Source organism: Terrabacter sp. AAH1 (assembly GCF_054456855.1).
In genome coordinates, this window is the sequence record NZ_JBTJJV010000002.1 from 63,102 (window position 1) to 79,873 (window position 16,772).

General features: G+C 71.2%; 17 protein-coding genes. 5 read left to right on the forward strand and 12 right to left on the reverse strand.

Going from position 1 to position 16,772, the window contains the following annotated elements; translation table 11 throughout:
- Positions 1–13: 13 nt before the first annotated feature.
- Positions 14–652 (forward strand): class F sortase, encoded by a 639-nt coding sequence (locus ACXR8F_RS04310; protein ID WP_458798887.1) that lies wholly within the window; start codon positions 14–16, stop codon positions 650–652.
- 115 nt (positions 653–767) lie between these two features.
- Here the strand turns inward: ACXR8F_RS04310 and ACXR8F_RS04315 are convergent, their stop codons facing one another.
- From ACXR8F_RS04315 to ACXR8F_RS04330, 4 genes are read right to left on the reverse strand one after another with little or no spacing between them, the layout of a single operon-like run.
- Complete coding sequence (locus tag ACXR8F_RS04315) at positions 768–1,544, reverse strand: SRPBCC family protein (protein WP_458798888.1); 777 nt, start codon at positions 1,542–1,544, stop codon at positions 768–770.
- Between the two features lie 7 nt (positions 1,545–1,551).
- Entirely contained in the window at positions 1,552–2,409 is an 858-nt protein-coding gene (locus ACXR8F_RS04320) for an FAD binding domain-containing protein (protein WP_458798889.1), read from the reverse strand.
- Entirely contained in the window at positions 2,406–4,895 is a 2,490-nt protein-coding gene (locus ACXR8F_RS04325; RefSeq protein ID WP_458798890.1) for a xanthine dehydrogenase family protein molybdopterin-binding subunit, read from the reverse strand. The genes ACXR8F_RS04320 and ACXR8F_RS04325 overlap by 4 nt, the downstream gene beginning before the upstream one ends.
- Entirely contained in the window at positions 4,892–5,374 is a 483-nt protein-coding gene (locus ACXR8F_RS04330; protein WP_045192842.1) for a (2Fe-2S)-binding protein, read from the reverse strand. The genes ACXR8F_RS04325 and ACXR8F_RS04330 overlap by 4 nt, the downstream gene beginning before the upstream one ends.
- 156 nt (positions 5,375–5,530) lie before the next feature.
- Between ACXR8F_RS04330 and mgrA the strand changes: the two genes are divergently transcribed.
- Positions 5,531–6,574, forward strand: coding sequence for an L-glyceraldehyde 3-phosphate reductase (gene mgrA, locus ACXR8F_RS04335; protein WP_458798891.1), 1,044 nt, complete (start codon positions 5,531–5,533; stop codon positions 6,572–6,574).
- A 99-nt stretch (positions 6,575–6,673) separates the two neighbouring features.
- Here mgrA and ACXR8F_RS04340 read toward each other — a convergent pair whose 3' ends face one another.
- From ACXR8F_RS04340 to ACXR8F_RS04350, 3 genes are all read right to left on the reverse strand, one after another.
- Positions 6,674–7,465 (reverse strand): trypsin-like serine protease, encoded by a 792-nt coding sequence (locus ACXR8F_RS04340; RefSeq protein WP_458798892.1) that lies wholly within the window; start codon positions 7,463–7,465, stop codon positions 6,674–6,676.
- A gap of 82 nt (positions 7,466–7,547) precedes the next feature.
- On the reverse strand, positions 7,548–8,384 hold the full coding sequence (locus ACXR8F_RS04345) for a sterol desaturase family protein (RefSeq protein WP_458798893.1): 837 nt from the start codon (positions 8,382–8,384) through the stop codon (positions 7,548–7,550).
- Positions 8,384–9,121, reverse strand: coding sequence for a FadR/GntR family transcriptional regulator (locus ACXR8F_RS04350; RefSeq protein WP_458798894.1), 738 nt, complete (start codon positions 9,119–9,121; stop codon positions 8,384–8,386). Before ACXR8F_RS04350 ends, ACXR8F_RS04345 begins: the two co-directional genes overlap by 1 nt.
- Positions 9,122–9,206: 85 nt before the next feature.
- Here ACXR8F_RS04350 and ACXR8F_RS04355 point away from each other — a divergent pair, with 85 nt between their 5' ends.
- Entirely contained in the window at positions 9,207–9,686 is a 480-nt protein-coding gene (locus ACXR8F_RS04355) for a PaaI family thioesterase (RefSeq protein WP_458798895.1), read from the forward strand.
- Positions 9,687–9,845: 159 nt separating this feature from the next.
- Here ACXR8F_RS04355 and ACXR8F_RS04360 read toward each other — a convergent pair whose 3' ends face one another.
- A complete protein-coding gene (locus tag ACXR8F_RS04360) occupies positions 9,846–10,778 on the reverse strand; it encodes an SGNH/GDSL hydrolase family protein (protein ID WP_458798896.1) in 933 nt (310 codons plus the stop codon).
- Positions 10,779–10,952: 174 nt separating this feature from the next.
- Between ACXR8F_RS04360 and ACXR8F_RS04365 the strand changes: the two genes are divergently transcribed.
- Positions 10,953–11,480 (forward strand): RNA polymerase sigma factor, encoded by a 528-nt coding sequence (locus tag ACXR8F_RS04365; protein ID WP_458798897.1) that lies wholly within the window; start codon positions 10,953–10,955, stop codon positions 11,478–11,480.
- Positions 11,477–12,448: a hypothetical protein gene (locus ACXR8F_RS04370; protein WP_458798898.1), complete on the forward strand. Its 972-nt coding sequence runs from the start codon at positions 11,477–11,479 to the stop codon at positions 12,446–12,448. The genes ACXR8F_RS04365 and ACXR8F_RS04370 overlap by 4 nt, the downstream gene beginning before the upstream one ends.
- Before the next feature lie 100 nt (positions 12,449–12,548).
- Here ACXR8F_RS04370 and ACXR8F_RS04375 read toward each other — a convergent pair whose 3' ends face one another.
- From ACXR8F_RS04375 to ACXR8F_RS04390, 4 genes are read right to left on the reverse strand one after another with little or no spacing between them, the layout of a single operon-like run.
- Positions 12,549–13,730 (reverse strand): XdhC family protein, encoded by a 1,182-nt coding sequence (locus ACXR8F_RS04375; RefSeq protein WP_458798899.1) that lies wholly within the window; start codon positions 13,728–13,730, stop codon positions 12,549–12,551.
- The gene (locus ACXR8F_RS04380; protein WP_458798900.1) at positions 13,723–14,841 is read right to left on the reverse strand and encodes a vWA domain-containing protein; all 1,119 of its coding nucleotides are present in this window, start codon (positions 14,839–14,841) and stop codon (positions 13,723–13,725) included. Before ACXR8F_RS04380 ends, ACXR8F_RS04375 begins: the two co-directional genes overlap by 8 nt.
- A gap of 21 nt (positions 14,842–14,862) precedes the next feature.
- Positions 14,863–15,750, reverse strand: a complete 888-nt coding sequence (locus ACXR8F_RS04385; RefSeq protein WP_458798901.1) for an AAA family ATPase — start codon at positions 15,748–15,750, stop codon at positions 14,863–14,865.
- 46 nt (positions 15,751–15,796) lie between these two features.
- Positions 15,797–16,549, reverse strand: a complete 753-nt coding sequence (locus ACXR8F_RS04390) for a nucleotidyltransferase family protein (RefSeq protein WP_458798902.1) — start codon at positions 16,547–16,549, stop codon at positions 15,797–15,799.
- Between the last annotated feature and the right edge of the window lie 223 nt (positions 16,550–16,772).

The following is a 16,772-nucleotide window of genomic DNA, read 5'->3' on the forward strand; positions in this document are numbered from 1 at the left end:
CGGACGCGCGGCGGTGCCCGTGCTCGTGACGCTGCTCGCGGGCGGCGGAGTCTGGTTCCTCGTCGACCGACCGCTGGCCAAGGCCGAAGCAGCCGCTCATCCGACAGCGAAAGCCCACCCGCCCGTCACCCCGGCCGAGGGGACGGCCTGCCGTCCGGGAGCGCCGCAGCGCGTCGTCTACCCCGCCCTCGGTGTGGATGCCGCCGTCGAGAGGATCGGCCTCGAGAGGGACCGTTCGAGCGGCGGCACCGGCGTGCACCGTCTCGGGAACCCGACCGACATCAGCCAGGTCGGGTGGTACGCCGAGGGTCCGCGACCCGGGAGCGGCGCGGGCACGGTGCTGCTCGACGGGCACACCTACCGCGACGGGTCGGCGGTCTTCGGTGAGGACTTCCCGACGCGGGCCACGGCCGGGCAGCTCATCCAGACCGTGCAGCCGGACGGCTCCGTCTGCTCGTACCGGGTGGCGAAGGTGTGGCCGGCCGTCGACGCCCAGCGGGACTACCCGCGCATCGTGGCCACCGCGCACCTCTACGACACCAGCGGCCCGGAGCGGCTCTTCCTCGCGACGTGCGGCGGACGGTGGGACGCGGCTCGCGAGGAGTACGACGACATCAGCGTCCTCGTCGCCACCCCGCTCCACCACCCCTGACCCCGAGCTCACGCCCGACTCTCGATCACGGAGTGGAGCCCCACCCCTCCAAACGAAAGAACGCTCCGTCACGCACAGGGGCGTGACGGAGCGTTCTCTCGATCGGGTTGGTCGGTCAGGTGTCGCGCGAGCCTCGGCCGATGAGGTAGCCGAGGACGACGCCGAAGGCGGCGGCTGCGGCGTAGCCGGCGTACCTCTGGATGAGCACGGGCATGACGGCCGACCCGAGGTCGAGCGGGGCGTCCTCCTCGACGTCGGACGTGACCCGACGCGGCGGCGGTGCCGCTCGGACCGCGGGCGTCGCCGCCTGAGGGCCCGTGTCGGCTGCCAGCGCGTCCGACCCGGTCTCGACGAATCCCGTTGCGGGAGAGTCGTCTGCGGCCGGCTCGGCCGCCGCAGTCGGCGCGGCCGGCGCGGCCGGCGCGGCAGCAGCCACCTCCTCGCCACCGCCAGCGCCGAGCTGCTTCTCGATGCAGGCGACGAAGGCCTGGAGCAGCTTGTCGGAGACGTCCTGCATGACGCCCCGGCCGAACTGCGCCGGCTTGCCGGTGACGGCGAGGTCGGTGGTGACGTCGGCACGCGCGCCGTCACCGTCGGGCGACAGCTCGATCGAGACCGTCGCGCCGGCGGTGCCGTTGCCGCGCTTGTCCTTGCCCTTCGCCTCGATGACCGCGCGGTGCGTCGCGTCGTCGCGCTCGACGAACGAGCCCGAGCCGGAGTAGACGAGCGCGATCGGCCCGAGCTTGACCTTGACCGTGCCGGAGAAGCCGTCGTCGGTCACCTCCGTCACGGTCGCCCCTGGGAAGCAGCCGCCGACGCGCTCGAGGTCCATGAAGAGGGCCCACGCGTCGTCGACCGAGGTCGGCACGGTGAAGGAGTGCGTCAGCTCCATCCGGCGATCACGCTCCCGCCGCGGCGAGCACCGCACGCCGCGTCAGCACGGTGGCGAGGTGCTTGCGGTAGTCGGCGTCGCCGTTGAGGTCGGAGGGCGGGTTGGTGCCCTCGGCGACCGACGCAACAGCCTCGCGCACCGCCTCGTCGGTGGCCTGCTTGCCGACGAGCGCCTCCTCGACCGCCTTGGCGCGCAACGGGGTCGAGCCCATGTTCGTGAGCCCGACCCGTGCCTCGGCGATCGAGCCGCCCTCGCTGCGCACGGTCGCCGCGACGCCGACGATCGACCACTGGTGGCTGACGCGCACGAACTTCTCGTAGTGCGCCCCCCACCCGGTGTGCTTCGGGATGCGGATCTGCGTCAGCAGCTCGCCCTCGCCGACGGCCGTGGTGAAGAGGTCCTCGAAGAAGTCCTCGGCCGCGACCGTACGCGTGGAGCCGCCCGGGCCGGCGATGACGAGCTCGGCGCCCAGCGCGAGCGCCGGGGCGCCGACGTCGCCGGCGGGGTCGGCGTGCACGAGCGCGCCACCGACCGTGCCGCGGTGCCGGATCTGCGGGTCGGCCACGGTCGCGATCGCCTTGTTGAGCAGGGCGGCGTGCGTGGACACGGCCTCGGAGGCCAGCACGGCGGCATACGTGGTCATGGCACCGATGACGAGGTGGTCACCGTCCTCGCTCACGCCCTGGAGCTCGGGGATGCGCCCGAGGTCGATGACGACGCCGGGTGCGTTGAGGCGCATCCGGAGGATCGGCAGCAGCGACTGACCGCCGGCGAGCACCTTGGCATCGTCGCCGTGCTCGGCGAGCGCGGCCACGGCGTCGGCCACCGAGGTCGGTGCGACGTAGTCGAACTGTGCGGGGATCACTGGCCACTCCCTTCGCTCGCACCCGATGCCGGGTCCTGGTTGGGCGCTCCCTCGTCGAAGTGCGGCGCCGCGTCGCGCTCACCCTCGGTGTTGACGGCGGCACCGGCCTGGATGGCCTTCCAGACCCGCTCGGGCGTGCACGGCATGACGATGTCGTTGACGCCGAGGTGGCGCACCGCGTCGACGATCGCGTTGACCACCGCCGGGGTCGAGGCGATGGTGCCCGCCTCTCCGACTCCCTTGGTGCCCAACGTGTTGTACGTCGACGGCGACGTCGTGTGGTCGGTGATGAAGCTGATCGTGTCGGCCGACGTGGGCAGCGTGTAGTCGACGAAGGAGCCCGTGACGAGCGTGCCCTGGTCGTCGTACTCGGCGCCCTCCCACAGGGCCTGAGCGATGCCCTGGACCAGGCCGCCGTGCACCTGCCCCTCGACGATGAGCGGGTTGATGATGGTGCCGATGTCGTCGACGCAGACGTACTTGCGCATCTTCGTGGCACCGGTCTCGGTGTCGACCTCCATCGCGCACAGGTGGGTGCCGTGCGGGAACGAGAAGTTGTCGGGGTCGAAGGTCGCATCGGCGTCGATGGTCGGCTCGATGCCGTCGGGCAGGTTGTGACCGGTCCACGTCGCGAGCGCGACCTCGGAGATCGTCACGCCCTTGTCGGTGCCCTTGACGCCGAACGTGCCGGCCTTGAACTCGACGTCGTCGACGCTGGCCTCGAGCAGGTGCGCCGCGATCGGCTTCGCCTTCTCGATGACCTTGTCGGCGGCGCGCAGGACGGCCTCACCGCCCACGACGAGCGAGCGGGAGCCGTAGGAGTCCATGCCCTTGGGCGCGATCTGGGTGTCGCCGTGGAGCACCTCGACGTTCTCGAACGGCACACCGAGGCGGTCGGCGACGATCTGGCTCCACGCCGTCTCGTGGCCCTGGCCGTGCGGCGACGTGCCGGTGACGACCTCGACGGTGCCGGTGGCGAGCATGCGGATGCTCGCCGACTCCCAGCCGCCGGCACCGTAGCTGAGGGCGCCGAGGATGCGGGACGGCGCGAGGCCGCACATCTCGGTGAACGTCGAGACGCCGAGGCCGAGCTGGACCGGGTCGTTCGACTCGCGGCGCTGCTTCTGCTCGGCTCGCAGCTCGTCGTAGCCGAAGAGCTCCTTCGCCTTGGCGGTGGCCGCCTCGTAGTTGCCCGAGTCGTAGGTCATGCCGGCCACGGTGGTGAACGGGAACTCGTCGTGCTTGATCCAGTTCTTCTCGCGGATCTCGAGCGGGTCGACCCCGACCTCGACGGCGAGCTCGTCCATGAGCCGCTCGATGGCGTAGGTCGCCTCGGGGCGCCCGGCCCCGCGATACGCGTCGACCCACGTCTTGTTCGTGTAGTAGTTCGTCGTGTTGAACTGGTAGGCGCCGAACTTGTAGATGGAGTTGAACATCCACGCGCCGAGTACCGGCACGCCGCCGCCGACGATGGCGGCGTAGGCACCGAGGTCGGCCATTAGCTCGACCTTGAGCCCGGTGACGGTGCCGTCCTTCTCTGCGGCCAGCGTCAGCTTCTGCCACTGGTCGCGGCCGTGGTGGCCGCTCACCATCGTCTCGGAGCGGGTCTCGGTGAACTTGCACGGCTTGCCGAGCTTGCGGGCGACCGCGAGCGTGGCGAACTCCTCGGGCGTCGTCTGCAGCTTGCCGCCGAAGCCACCGCCGACGTCGGGCGCGATGACGCGGATCTTCGACTCGGGCAGGCCCGTCGTCGCGGCGATGCAGAAGCGCAGGACGTGCGGCACCTGCGTGGCCGACCACATCGTCACCTGCTCGCCGGTCGGGTCGACGACGGTCGAGCGCGGCTCCATGAAGGCGGGGATGAGTCGCTGCTGGCGGTACTCGCGCTCGATGACGATGCCGCCGTCGCGGGCCTTGGCGATGGCCTCGTCGACGTCACCGCCCGAGCCCTGTCCGGCCGAGTCGAGCTGCCAGAAGGCGCTCTTGTTGGTGCCGAGGTCGGGGTGGGCGAGCACCTCGTCCTTGGCGGCCTCCTTGAGGTCGAGCACCGCGGGCAGCTCGTCGTAGTCGACGTCGACGAGCTCGGCGGCGTCGCGGGCCTCGGCCGACGAGCGCGCCGCGACGACCGCGACGATCTCACCGGCGTGGGCGACGTGCGAGACGGCGACGGGCAGGTGGTCGGGCGTCTTCTGGTCGGCGCTGATCGGCCAGGCCGTGATGTTGACGCCCTGGATGTCCTTGAGGTCCTCGCCGGTGAAGACGGCGATGACGCCCGGCGCCCCCTTGGCCTCGTCGACCGAGATCGCGCTGATCGTCGCGTGCGCGAAGGGGCTGCGCACCATGGCGAGGTGCAGCATGCCGGGCAGCTGGATGTTGTCGGTCCAGCGGGTGCGTCCGGTGATGAGGCGCTGGTCCTCCTTGCGCGTGCGCGCCTTGCCGATCTCGGCCGCCGGGGTCTCGGATGCCCGGTCCTCGGTGATCGTCATGAGCCCACCGCCTGCGAGCTGAGGTCCTTGGCGGCCTGCTGAACGGCCTTGACGATGTTGTGGTAGCCGGTGCAGCGGCAGAGGTTGCCCTCGAGCCCCTCGCGGATCTCCTGCTCGCTCGGGTCGGCGTTCTCCTTGAGGAGGTCGCAGGCCTGCATGATCATGCCGGGCGTGCAGTAGCCGCACTGGAGGGCGTGGGTCTCGTGGAAGGCCCGTTGAACTGGATGGAGCTCGCCATCCGTGGCGAGCCCCTCGATCGTCGTCACCTCGTGACCGTCCGCCTGGACGGCGAGGACGTTGCACGACTTCACGCTCGTTCCGTCGAGGTGCACGGTGCACGCACCGCAGTTGCTCGTGTCGCACCCCACGACGGTCCCGGTCTTGCCGAGTCCTTCGCGGAGGTACTGGACCAGAAGGGTCCTGGGCTCGACCTCGTCGGAGTAGCGCACCCCGTCGACGGTCACATTGATACGGGTCATTGCTGTTTGTCCTCCTGCCGCACTGCAGTTGACTTCCCCACGGTGAGTCTTGCTCGGCTTCCCCTGCTGCACAAGGGCACCGGGAGAACCCGTCCCGCGGACCCGGCCGGGCGAGCGCTCTCGGCCCACCGGGCGGCATACGCAAGACTGTCGTGCATGACTCTCCACGCCGACGACTACCAGGCGCTCCGCAGCCGCTACGACTCGATGACCTACCGCCGCACGGGCCGTTCCGGCCTCGACCTGCCGGCCGTCTCGCTCGGCCTCTGGCACAACTTCGGCGACGACGTGCCGCTCGACCGCCAGCGCGCGACGCTGCGCCGGGCCTTCGACCTCGGGGTCACGCACTTCGACCTGGCCAACAACTACGGTCCGCCCTACGGCAGCGCCGAGCGCAACTTCGGCACGATCTACGCGCAGGACTTCAAGCGCTACCGCGACGAGCTCATCATCAGCAGCAAGGCCGGCTACGACATGTGGCCCGGCCCCTACGGCCAGGGCGGCGGCAGCCGCAAGTACGTCCTCGCCTCGCTCGACCAGTCGCTGCAGCGGATGGGCCTCGACTACGTCGACATCTTCTACTCCCACCGTTTCGACGAGACGACGCCGCTCGAGGAGACGATGGGCGCGCTCGACACCGCGGTGCGCTCGGGCCGCGCCCTGTATGCCGGCATCTCGAGCTACTCGGGTCCGCGCACCCGCGAGGCGATCGAGATCCTGCGCTCGATGGGTACCCCGCTGCTCATCCACCAGCCGAGCTACTCGATGCTCAACCGCTGGGTCGAGGAGGACCTGCTCGACGTGCTCGGCGAGGAGGGCGTCGGCTGCATCGCGTTCAGCCCGCTCGCCCAGGGCATGCTCACCGACAAGTACCTCGACGGTGTGCCCGAGGGGTCGCGCGCGTCGCAGGACAAGTCCCTGTCGACCGACCTGCTGACCGACCAGAACCTCACGCACATCCGCGCGCTCAACGAGATGGCGAAGCAGCGCGGACAGTCGCTCGCGCAGATGGCGCTCGCGTGGATCCTGCGCGACGAGCGCGTCACGTCGGTGCTCATCGGCGCCTCGTCGGTGGGCCAGCTCGAGAACAGCCTCGGCTCGCTCGACAACCTCGACTTCTCGCAGGAGGAGCTCGACACGATCGACCAGCACGCCGTCGAGGGCGGCATCAACCTCTGGAAGACCTCGAGCGCCCACTGACGCTCCCCCACCCCACGCACACCGAGGGCGTATGCCGTGTGGCCCGGCCACGCGGCATACGCCCTCTGCCATGCCGTCAGTTCAGGGGCGTTCAGGGGCTCAGTTCAGGAAGCCGTTGACGAAGGCGAGCACGTCGGCGCGGTCGGTGCGGAAGACGCCGCCGGTGCCGCCGCACGTGGAGTTCAGGCCGAACGAGGTCACGCCGGCCACGACGTCGGAGGTGCCGAGGAAGTTCGGACCGCCCGAGTCGCCGAAGCAGGTGCCTCCGGTGTTGGCGTTGTTGGACAGCAGCAACGACTGCGGACCGGTGAAGCCGGTGTTGATCTGCAGCAGGTGCGGGTGGGCGACCATCCGGATCCTGAGGGCAGAGTCCTTGAACGAGGCAGCGTCAGGGAACGCCTTCTGCAGGCCGTAGCCGACCGAGGTGAAGGTCGTGGACCGGCGCGGTTTGAGGGCGTCGAGCTCGTTGGTCTTCGGCAGCTTGCCGTAGGAAGACATCTCCATCGGCGTGCTGAGCTCGACGACGCCCACGTCGTGGAGGAAGAACGCGTTCGGGTCGTAGGTGCCGATGGTGTGCGGGGTGCCGCTGGCCTGGCCCTTGTTGGGGTAGCCGTTGCCGGGCCGACCGTTCTCGACGTCGGACTGGAACCAGATCTCGACGTGCGCGGCAGGTGACTCCGTGCAGTGGCCCGCCGTCAGGAAGACGGTCGAGCTGAGCAGCGTGCCGGAGCACCGCCAGAGCGGCGTGCCGTCCGCGTCCTGGGCGACCATGAGGCCGACGTACGGGTGGCCGTCGCCGTCGAGGGTGCCGTCGGTGACCGCCCCGGCCGGCGCGGTGGCGCCGACCATCAGGGCGAGGACGGCGACGAGGGTGAGCCAGATCTTCTTCATGTGCGACCTTTCGAGGGTGTGCGCGATGACGCGACTCGTCCCCCGAGGGCGAGATCACGGTAGACCCGCGACACCGCTCTCGTCAGGGCTTCCCGGTGTCCGGCTGCCAGCCGGGGCCGCGGAGCACGAAGCCCCAGCGGTCGCGCCACGACCGGGCGGCCCTGACGTCGCGCCAGATCGAGGCGTACTCGTGGGTGGCGACGACGAGCGGGTTGTAGGTGCGCAGCTGCTTCGTCAGGCCGTAGACGACGCGCTCACCTTCGGGCTCGAAGGAGCGGAAGAGGCGGTCCCAGACGATGAGGATGCCGCCGTAGTTGCGGTCGAGGTAGCCGTTGTTCATCCCGTGGTGGACGCGGTGGTGCGACGGCGTGTTCATGACGAGTTCGACTGGGCGCCAGAGCTTTCCGACCCGCTCGGTGTGCAGGAAGAACTGGTAGAGCAGCGAGATCGACTGCTGCAGGAAGATCGCCCACGGTGGCACGCCGAGCAGCGCGAGGGGTGCCCAGAACGGGATGCCGCCGAACGGGGTCCACGTCTGGCGCAGCGCCGTCGAGAAGTTGTAGCGCTGGCTCGAGTGGTGCACGACGTGGCTGGCCCAGAGGATGCGCACCTCGTGGTGGCTGCGGTGGTACCAGTAGTAGGCGAGGTCCTCGGCGAGGAAGATGACGACCCAGACCCACCAGAGCGAGGTGTCGAGCCTCAGCGGCGTGACGGCATACAGGGCGGCGTAGACGACGAGCTGCAGGGCCTTGTAGCCGATGCCGACGACGACGCTGCCGATGCCCATCGACAGGCTCGTGACGGTGTCGCGCACCTCGTAGCCGACCTCGTCGTCGTCGGGGGCGAGCCACAGCGAGAGGACCTCGATGACGATGAACGCGATGAAGAACGGAATTGCCGTGACGATGAGGTCGACCATCACGCGCCCTTGGTGAGGTGGTCGAGGGTGCGGCCGCCGTCGGTGAGGGTGGCCCACACGTCGATGGCCTGGGTGAGGATGGCGTCGGCGAGGCGGGCGGCCGCGTCGGCGTCGCGTTCCGCGATGGCGGCGGCGAGGGGCGCGTGCGGGACGAGGTCGGCACGGTCGGCCGCGAGCAGCGCGTCGAGCGAGCCGGGGGCGCCGTCGATGGCGTGGGTGAGCGAGTTGAGGGCGAGCCGGAAGGCGAAGTTGCCGCTCGCCTCGACGACCTCGAGCCAGAAGGTGCGGTCGGCGTCGTCGATGTCGGGGCAGCCGTATGCCGTCGCGGCGGCGACGATGCGCTGGTGCCCTTCCGCGGTGCCTCGGGTCGCAGCCAGGCGCGCGGCGTCGACGCCGATGCAGCGGCGCATCTCGAGGCCGTCGCGCAGGATCGTCGGGTCGAGGCCCTCGCCGGAGCGGGCGAGGTGGGCGAGCAGGTCGAGGCCGGCGCTGCTGCGCACGTCGAGCACGCGGGTGCCGCCGCCGTGGGTGACCTTGACGAAGCCGGCGACCTGGAGACGCTGGAGGGCCTCGCGGACGGCGTGCCGGTTCACGGCGAACGAGGCCGCGAGCTCGCGCTCGGGTGGCAGGGCATCGCCAGGGGCGAACCGGCCGGTGAGCACGGCGTCGCGCAGCTCGGAGAACACCTCGTCGGACACCGAGCGTCGCGCGACGGGGCCGAATCCACTCTGACTCATGGGGGCCACTGTGCCCGGCAACGGGTCAACTCATCAAGAGGTTGGACCAATTCTGTGACGCAGGCCGCTGTGTAGGTTGTGCGCCATGCCCGACTCGTCCAGCCAGCTGAGCATCCAGGAGCGCCTCTACCCCGACCTGCCGTGCTTCGGCTGCGGGCAGGCCAATGCCAAGGGGCTGCAGCTCAGGAGCTACCCGCTCGGCGGCGCGGCTTCCGACGGGGTCACGGCCACGTTCACGCCGTGGCCGGAGCACGACAACGGCCTCGGCTACCTCAACGGCGGCATCATCGGCACGGTGCTCGACTGCCACAGTGCCGCGGCGGTCATGCTCGAGGCCGAGCGCGGCGGGTGGCCGCCGCTGCCCGGCGCCGACCTCTCCTACGTGACGGCCGGGCTCGACGTGCGCTACCTGCGGCCCGCGCCGCTGCACGACACGGTCGAGCTGTTCGCAGCGGTCACGGCGGCTGACGAGCCGCAGATGACGGTCGAGGTCGAGCTGCGCTTCGACGGCAAGGTGCGCGCGCAGGCCACCGCCCTCTGGAAGCGCTGGCGCCCTCGCACTTGAGCCGCCGGCCCGTCACTCGACGCAGATAGGGCGCGCGTACTCGGATCTTGCTCCCCGGAGCGGAGCACGATCGCCCTTCCAATCGAAAGAACACTCCGTCCACTTCGAGCGGGCCCGCGCGGGTCTCGAGTCGGGGACGGAGTGTTCTTTCGGTTATCCTCAGCCGACGAGCTGGGCGGCGAAGGCTGCCGCGATCTTCGTGTGGCCCGACCGGTTCGGGTGCAGGCAGTCGGCGCCGCCGACGAGGTCCGTGCCGGCCAGGATGCCGAACGTGTCTGCCGTGCGCGCGCCGTGCTGCGCCGCGATCGCGGTGATGAGGTCGTTGAAGCCGGCCGGCAGCGTGCCGAGCCCAGGCAGGGTGCCGCCCTCGAGGAACCAGTCGGCGAAGGCGCCGGCCGCCGGGTTGCCCTGACCGAGCACGCACGAGCGCAGCGGGTTGTAGTACGTCATGGTCACGATGGGCGTGCCCGGACCGGCGGCCTCGCGCAGCTGACCCAGCACCGCGGCATACCTGCTGGAGAAGGCGGCGAAGGCCGCCCCGATGGCGGCGGGGCAGGTCGCCGGGGTGGGCCCGAGGCAGGCCGTCGTGATCGGGCCGAAGATGTCGTTGCCGCCGACGGTGAGCGTGACGACCTCGACGTCATTGCGCGGGTTGGCGTCGTGGTTGCGAGCGCGCAGCAGGGCGGTCGCCTGCGGCAGCTGCTCGTCGATGACCGTCTGGGTGGTCACACCGGGCAGCGCGGGGTGGCCGTCCATGGCGGGCACCGCCGAGCGCGCCAGGTTGACGACCTGGAGGGCCCTGCAGCCGGAGCGTGCGTTGACGCTCCGCGCCGGCGAGCAGTCGAACCGGTCGCGCAGCGTGTCGGCGAGCTGGGCGACGTAGCCGTTCGCGCGCCAGCCTGCGACCGTCGTGGCGTAGTCGACGACACGCGGCGCCGACTCCTGGCCGTTCGCGACCGAGTCGCCGAGAGCGAGGTAGACGGGCAGCCCGGGGACGGGGTCGACGCCACCCTGATCTGCCTGTGCGGCCGAGGCGGTGGACGCCCCCAGCACCAGCACGGACAGCGCGACCAGCCACCTCGAACGCCTCATCACCGTCTCCTCGTCACCTGGGGGTGCCTCACCGTACGGCCCGCAGCGGCCCCTGTGGTTCGCGAGCCACTCGACAAATCCGCAGGGAGTGTCAACCTTTCAGGAGGACGAGCGACTTCTCCTCTGACACACGGTGTCCGTCGGAGGTGGGAAGTGGCCACGGGAGCGATCCGCATGGAGTCGACTGCAGCGCACGTCACGAAGGAGCAGGTGCTCACCGGCCTGTTCCGCTCGCACTGCGTCGAGCTGGTCCGCCTCGCCTACTGCCTGCTCGGTGACCGGGAGCGCGCCGAGGACGCGGTCCAGGAGGTCTACCTCTCGCTGTTCCGGCACTGGCCCCCGCGCGACGAGGCGTCGGCACTGGCCTACCTCCGCGCCGGCGTCATCAACCGCTGCCGCTCCGACCAGCGGCGCCTCTACAGCGCTCGGCGGGGGCAGCCGCAGCTGCAGCTCAGCGCCGTCGGTGCCCAGGCGGGCGCCGACGCCGCGACCGACGTCGTGGCTCGTGACGAGGCGAGCCGGCTCGCGGACCAGGTGCGCGGGCTGCCGCGCCGTCAGCGGGAGGTCATCACCTGCCGCTACTACCTCCAGCTCACGGAGAGGGAGACCGCCGAGCTCCTCGAGATCGGTGTCGGCTCCGTCAAACGCCATGCGCACCGGGGCCTCGCCACGTTGCAGGCCCGTCTGGAGGAATCACGATGAGCACGTTCGAGCGCCGCGTCAGCGAGCTGCTGCGCGGCCACGGAGAAGGACTCGAGATGACTACCCAGGACGTCAACCGGCTCGAGCAGGAGCTCGAGCAGAAGCGGGCCGCGAAGCAGGCCCAGAGCAGAGGACGGCGCAACAGGATCTTCCAAGCGGCCGTGGCTGCCTGTGCAGTGACGGGCGTGGTCCTCGGCGCCCTCGCCCTCCGCAGTGGACCGGAACCGACACCGGCACCTGCCGCGACGCCCACCACGTCGTCCGACCTGGCGCCCACGCCGACCATGACCGACCTCGCCGGAATCTGGCGCGAGGAACCGAAGCAGGGCCAGGACCCGACCGGGTGGCTCTGGACGTTCCGCACCGGAGCCCTCGCCATAGATGGGGGGCCCAACGACCTCTTCCTGCCGTCGGCGACGCACCGGCTGAGTCTGGTTCCGGGTGGCTTCACGACCACTGACACCGAGGCTCCCGATTGCACCACACGCTTCTCGGCCGCTATCACCGACGAGGGACGCATGCGGGCGACCGTCGTGACGAGCACGCCCACGCAGGGCCGGCTGTGCAACCTCGCCAAGGGTGACTCCTGGGACCTCACCCGGATCTCGCCGATGTCTCCCGCCAGCGAAGGCCTGTCGTCGGTGTGGGCCGCTCGTGCGACCACTCCCGTCCAGGGCTTGGGCGACCTGGCGGGCACCTGGCTGCTGAAGGGAACGGGTCGGGTGCTCACCATCACGGCAGCGGGCGCGTACGAGGTGCGCGACCCTGCCGCCGCCGACCGGAACCGCAAGGGTCGGCTGTCGGTCGCCCCTGACGGCAGGGTGACCGCAACCGCCGCGGACGACCCGAAGTGCACGGCGACGTACCGGCCGATCACCACGCTGTACAACGCCTTCGACGCGGTGCTCGACGGGGGCGGCTGCGCTCGCCTGGGCCGCGCCGGCGACCAGTGGATCCGCCTCAACTGAGCAGAGACCGTTCAATCGAAAGAACACTCCGTCCCCGCGAGCGGGACCGCGCAGCCTCGCTGACGGGACGGAGTGTTCTTTCGATCGTCTCGGGGCGAGGTCAGTGCGAGGGTTCCGGGTCGTGGGCGGGATGGTGGTGGTGGATCGGGCCCTCGGTGGTTGCGAGCCGCTCGCCGGCCCCGCCCCACCGCAGCGCGATGATCTCGGCGGCGATCGAGACGGCCGTCTCCTCGGGGGTGCGGGCGCCGAGGTCGAGGCCGATGGGCGAGCTCATCCGGGCCAGCTCGTCGTCGGTGAGGCCGGCCTCGCGCAGCCGGGCAAGGCGGTCCTCGTGGGTGCGCCTCGAGCCCATGGCGCCGATGTAGGCGACCTCGGGCAGCCGCAGCGCGACCTCGAGCAGCGGCACGTCGAACTTCGGGTCGTGGGTGAGCACCGCGATGACCGTGCGCGAGTCGATGCGGCCCTCGTCGACCTCGTTCTGGAGGTAGTCGTGCGGCCACCTGACGACCACCTCGTCGGCGCCGGGGAAGCGGGTCTTCGTCGCGAAGACGGGCCGGGCGTCGCAGACGGTGACGTAGTAGCCGAGGAAGCTTCCGACGCGCGCCACGGCGGCCGCGAAGTCGATGGCGCCGAAGACGAGCATCCGCGGCTTGGGCGCGTGGGCGGCGACGAAGACGCGCATGCCCTCGCCGCGACGCTCACCGTCGGGGCCGTAGGTGAGGATCGCCGAGCGTCCCTGTGCGAGAAGCCCTCTCGCGTCGTCGCGTACGGCGTCATCTGCGCGGCCGCTGCCGAGCGAGCCGAGCACGGATGCCGTGTCGTCGCCTTCGTCAGGCCCCTCGGCCTCAGGGTGCACGACCACGCGCCGACCGACCCACGCCGGCTCGGGGTGCTCGATCACGGTAACGACGGCGACGGGTCGACCGGCGGCGATGTCGTCGGCGACGGCGCCCAGCTCGGGGAAGGTCTCGCGGTTCACCTTCTCGACGAAGACGTCGAGGATGCCGCCGCAGGTCAGCCCGACGGCATACGCGTCGTCGTCGCTGACGCCGTAGCGCTGGAGCACGGGGGTGCCGGTCTCGACGACCTCCTGGCTCAGCTCGTAGACGGCGCCCTCGACGCACCCGCCCGAGACGGAGCCGACGGCCTCGCCGCCGGGGCCGACGAGCATCGACGCGCCGGGCTGCCGCGGGGCGGAGCGCCAGGTGCCGACGACGGTGCCGACGCCGACGGTCTCGCCGGCCGACCACCACTGCATCAGCTCTTCCATCACCTCACGCACGGGAGACCACCTCGATCAGCTGCTCGAACGCCGCGAGCGAGTGGCCCGCGACGAAGTCGTCGATGTGCGGCAAGGCAGCGACGATGCCCTGCTGCACCGGCTCGTAGCCGGCCTTGCCGCGGTGCGGGTTGGCCCACACGACGCGGTGCGAGAGCGCGGCGAGGCGTCGCATCTGCTCACCGAGCACCTCCGGTCCGTCGCGTTCCCAGCCGTCGGAGAAGACAACGACGACGGAGCCCCGGGCCATACCACGCCGGCCCCAGCGGTCGAGGAAGGCGCCGATGGAGTCGCCGAGGCGGGTGCCGCCCGACCAGTCGGGCACGACGCGGCCCGCGGCGGCGAGCGCGCGGTCGGGGTCGCGCTCGGTCAGGGCGCGGGTCACGTGGGTCAGGCGCGTGCCCATGGTGAAGACCTCGACGTGGGGCACCGCGCGCACGAAGGCGTGGGCGAGGCGGAGGAGGCTGTCGGCATACGGGCTCATCGACCCGGAGACGTCGATGAGCAGCACGATGCGGCGAGGGCGTACGCCGCGGCGGCGGTGGTGGACGCGGCCGGGCTCGCCCATGCGGCGCAGCTGCTCGCGCAGGGTGGCGCGGCCGTCGACGGTGCCACTCGTTGCGCGGACGTGGCGGCGGGCCCTTCTCTGAGGGGCTCGCGGCGCGAGGGAGGCGAAGAGGCGGGCGGCGGCGGCACGGTCGGCGGCGTCGAGCGTGGCGACGTCGCGGTGCCGCAGCACCTCCTGGGCGCTGGCGCGGGCCTCGAGGGTGTCGGTGTCGTCGCTGCTGCCCTCGCCCTCGCCGCTGTCGAGGGGAGCCTGGCGCACCGGAGGACGCACGATGTCGACGTTGCGGCCCTTGGGGATCGACTCGCCGCCGAACCAGCGCTCGAAGATCTCGTCGTATGCCGGGAAGTCGGCGGGTGTGCTCGTCAGGGTCGAGCGGCCGGCCCAGTAGACGTGCGCGCGCTCGCCCATCCCGACGGTGGCGGCGGCGAGCAGGAAGGTGCGCTCGCGGTCGGCGGTGACGGCGAGGCCGGCTGCGCGCAGGGCGCGGGCGAAGCCGAGCAGCAGCTCGTCGGGCTCGAGGTCTTCGTGGGCGTCGGTGCTTGGCATGGTGCGGTCGGGTCGGGCTCGTCAGGCCGTGAGCAGCTTGTCGAGGGAGGCGCGGATGCGCTCGGAGTCCTCGCGGTACTTCAGGGCGGCGCCGAGCGTGGCGGCGGCGACCTCGGGGTCGAGGCGGGTGGCGCCGACGGTCTCGAGCGCGCGCGCCCAGTCGAGGGTCTCGGCGACGCCGGGCGGCTTGATGAGCTCGCCGCTCGTGCGCAGGCGCTGGACGAGGGTGACGACCTGCTCGGCGAGGGCTTCGGAGACCTCGGGCAGCCGCGTACGGACGATCTCGAGCTCGCGGGCCAGGCCGGGGTGGTCGATCCAGTGGTAGAGGCAGCGGCGCTTGAGGGCGTCGTGCAGCTCGCGGGTGCGGTTCGAGGTGAGCACGACGATCGGCGGGGTCTTGGCGGCGATGGTGCCGAGCTCGGGGATGGTCACCTGCCAGGTGCTGAGGACCTCGAGGAGGAAGGCCTCGAACTCGTCGTCGGCGCGGTCGATCTCGTCGATGAGCAGCACGCACGGCGCCTCGCGCAGCGCCTGGAGGACGGGGCGCGCGAGGAGGAAGCGCTCGTCGAAGAGCTCGGCCTCGAGCTGCTTGGCGTCGTGGTGCTCGTCGCGGCTGAGCGCCTCGACGGTGCGCAGGTGCAGGATCTGGCGCGGGAAGTCCCAGTCGTAGAGGGCCTGCGTCGCGTCGATGCCCTCGTAGCACTGGAGGCGGATGAGCTTGAGGTCGAGGGACTGGGCGAGGGCTTCGGCGAGGGCGGTCTTGCCGGTGCCGGGCTCACCCTCGAGCAGGATGGGGCGGTTCAGCCTCGTCGCGAGGAAGGTGACGGTCGCGAGCGCCTCGTCGGCGAGGTAGCCGGTGCCGCCGAGGGCGGTCGTGACGGCGTCGGGGCTCGCGAAGAGGGGGTCCATGACCTGAGCATCGCTGATGATCGTTGCTCGCGGAAGCGTGGGGCGTTCAGCGCGACGTGTTGAGCGCGTCGGGCGTGTCGACGTCGCGGCCGGTGGCGAGGTCGCTGCACTCGACGAGCTCGTGGTCGTGCGTGCGGAAGTAGGTGCGGGCGCCCTGGTCTCCGGTGGCTGTCGCAGCGGCCTCCTCCCAGTGGTCGCGACCGATGAGCGCGGGGTGGCCTGGCACGCCGCCGTATGCCGCCCGCTTGAGCTGCGCGCGCAGCTCGGGGTCGCTCGTGGCGCGGAGGTCGAGCGAGTGGTGTGCCCCGTGTGGCTGTTCGGTCTCGTCGACGTGGTCGCTGTGGGCGTTGTCTACGTGGGCGGGCACGTCGAGGACGCGCGCCACGACCTCGGGTGTCAGGTCGGGAAGGTCGACGAGGGTGACCAGCACCGCGTCGACACACCCCTCGCCCTCGTGGGTCGACCGGGCCAGCGCGGTGAGACCGGCTCGGAGCGAGGCACCCATGCCCTCGTCCCAGTCGGGGCACGTGACGACATCGACGTCGCGGCCGAGGGCCTTCACGATGTCGGTCACCTCAGTGGCGGCGGCGCCCACCACGACGGTGACGCCGGCACAGCCGCCGGCGTGGAGGAGGTGGACGGCGGACTCGACGAGGGTCGGCTCTTCAGGGCTGCGGCGCAGCAGGGCCTTCGGTCCGCCCATCCGGCGGCCGGCGCCGGCGGCAAGCACGAGCCCCCGGACGTGGGCAGCCCGCCCGAAAACAGCCGCTGCGTGGGGCACACCTCTGAAGTCACTCACGTCGTGAACCTACCCGCGGAGGGTTGAAAACCCGCCTGAGAACTGCCGTCGCAACCCGCGTCACCCCGCCCACTTTGGGGCACCTCCCAGCGCCCCTCAGTGCGGTCTCCAGGCCGCCCGACGCTCAGCCCCCTTCTCCTTACCGACCTCCTACAACTCGCGCCCACTTCCCGAGGGCGGCCCTTCATCCGCTAGACCAGCATTTGCAGGACCCGATCGTGCA

Excerpts from the sequence above, each read along its gene's own strand:
- ACXR8F_RS04360 (WP_458798896.1), bottom strand. The coding sequence starts at position 10,778 with ATGAGGCGTTCGAGGTGGCTGGTCGCGCTGTCCGTGCTGGTGCTGGGG.
- ACXR8F_RS04350 (WP_458798894.1), bottom strand. The coding sequence starts at position 9,121 with ATGAGTCAGAGTGGATTCGGCCCCGTCGCGCGACGCTCGGTGTCCGAC.
- ACXR8F_RS04385 (WP_458798901.1), bottom strand. The coding sequence starts at position 15,750 with ATGGACCCCCTCTTCGCGAGCCCCGACGCCGTCACGACCGCCCTCGGC.
- ACXR8F_RS04355 (WP_458798895.1), top strand. The coding sequence starts at position 9,207 with ATGCCCGACTCGTCCAGCCAGCTGAGCATCCAGGAGCGCCTCTACCCC.
- ACXR8F_RS04315 (WP_458798888.1), bottom strand. The coding sequence starts at position 1,544 with ATGGAGCTGACGCACTCCTTCACCGTGCCGACCTCGGTCGACGACGCG.
- ACXR8F_RS04340 (WP_458798892.1), bottom strand. The coding sequence starts at position 7,465 with ATGAAGAAGATCTGGCTCACCCTCGTCGCCGTCCTCGCCCTGATGGTC.
- ACXR8F_RS04365 (WP_458798897.1), top strand. The coding sequence starts at position 10,953 with ATGGAGTCGACTGCAGCGCACGTCACGAAGGAGCAGGTGCTCACCGGC.
- ACXR8F_RS04345 (WP_458798893.1), bottom strand. The coding sequence starts at position 8,384 with ATGGTCGACCTCATCGTCACGGCAATTCCGTTCTTCATCGCGTTCATC.
- ACXR8F_RS04380 (WP_458798900.1), bottom strand. The coding sequence starts at position 14,841 with ATGCCAAGCACCGACGCCCACGAAGACCTCGAGCCCGACGAGCTGCTG.
- mgrA (WP_458798891.1), top strand. The coding sequence starts at position 5,531 with ATGACTCTCCACGCCGACGACTACCAGGCGCTCCGCAGCCGCTACGAC.
- ACXR8F_RS04325 (WP_458798890.1), bottom strand. The coding sequence starts at position 4,895 with ATGACGATCACCGAGGACCGGGCATCCGAGACCCCGGCGGCCGAGATC.
- ACXR8F_RS04370 (WP_458798898.1), top strand. The coding sequence starts at position 11,477 with ATGAGCACGTTCGAGCGCCGCGTCAGCGAGCTGCTGCGCGGCCACGGA.
- ACXR8F_RS04330 (WP_045192842.1), bottom strand. The coding sequence starts at position 5,374 with ATGACCCGTATCAATGTGACCGTCGACGGGGTGCGCTACTCCGACGAG.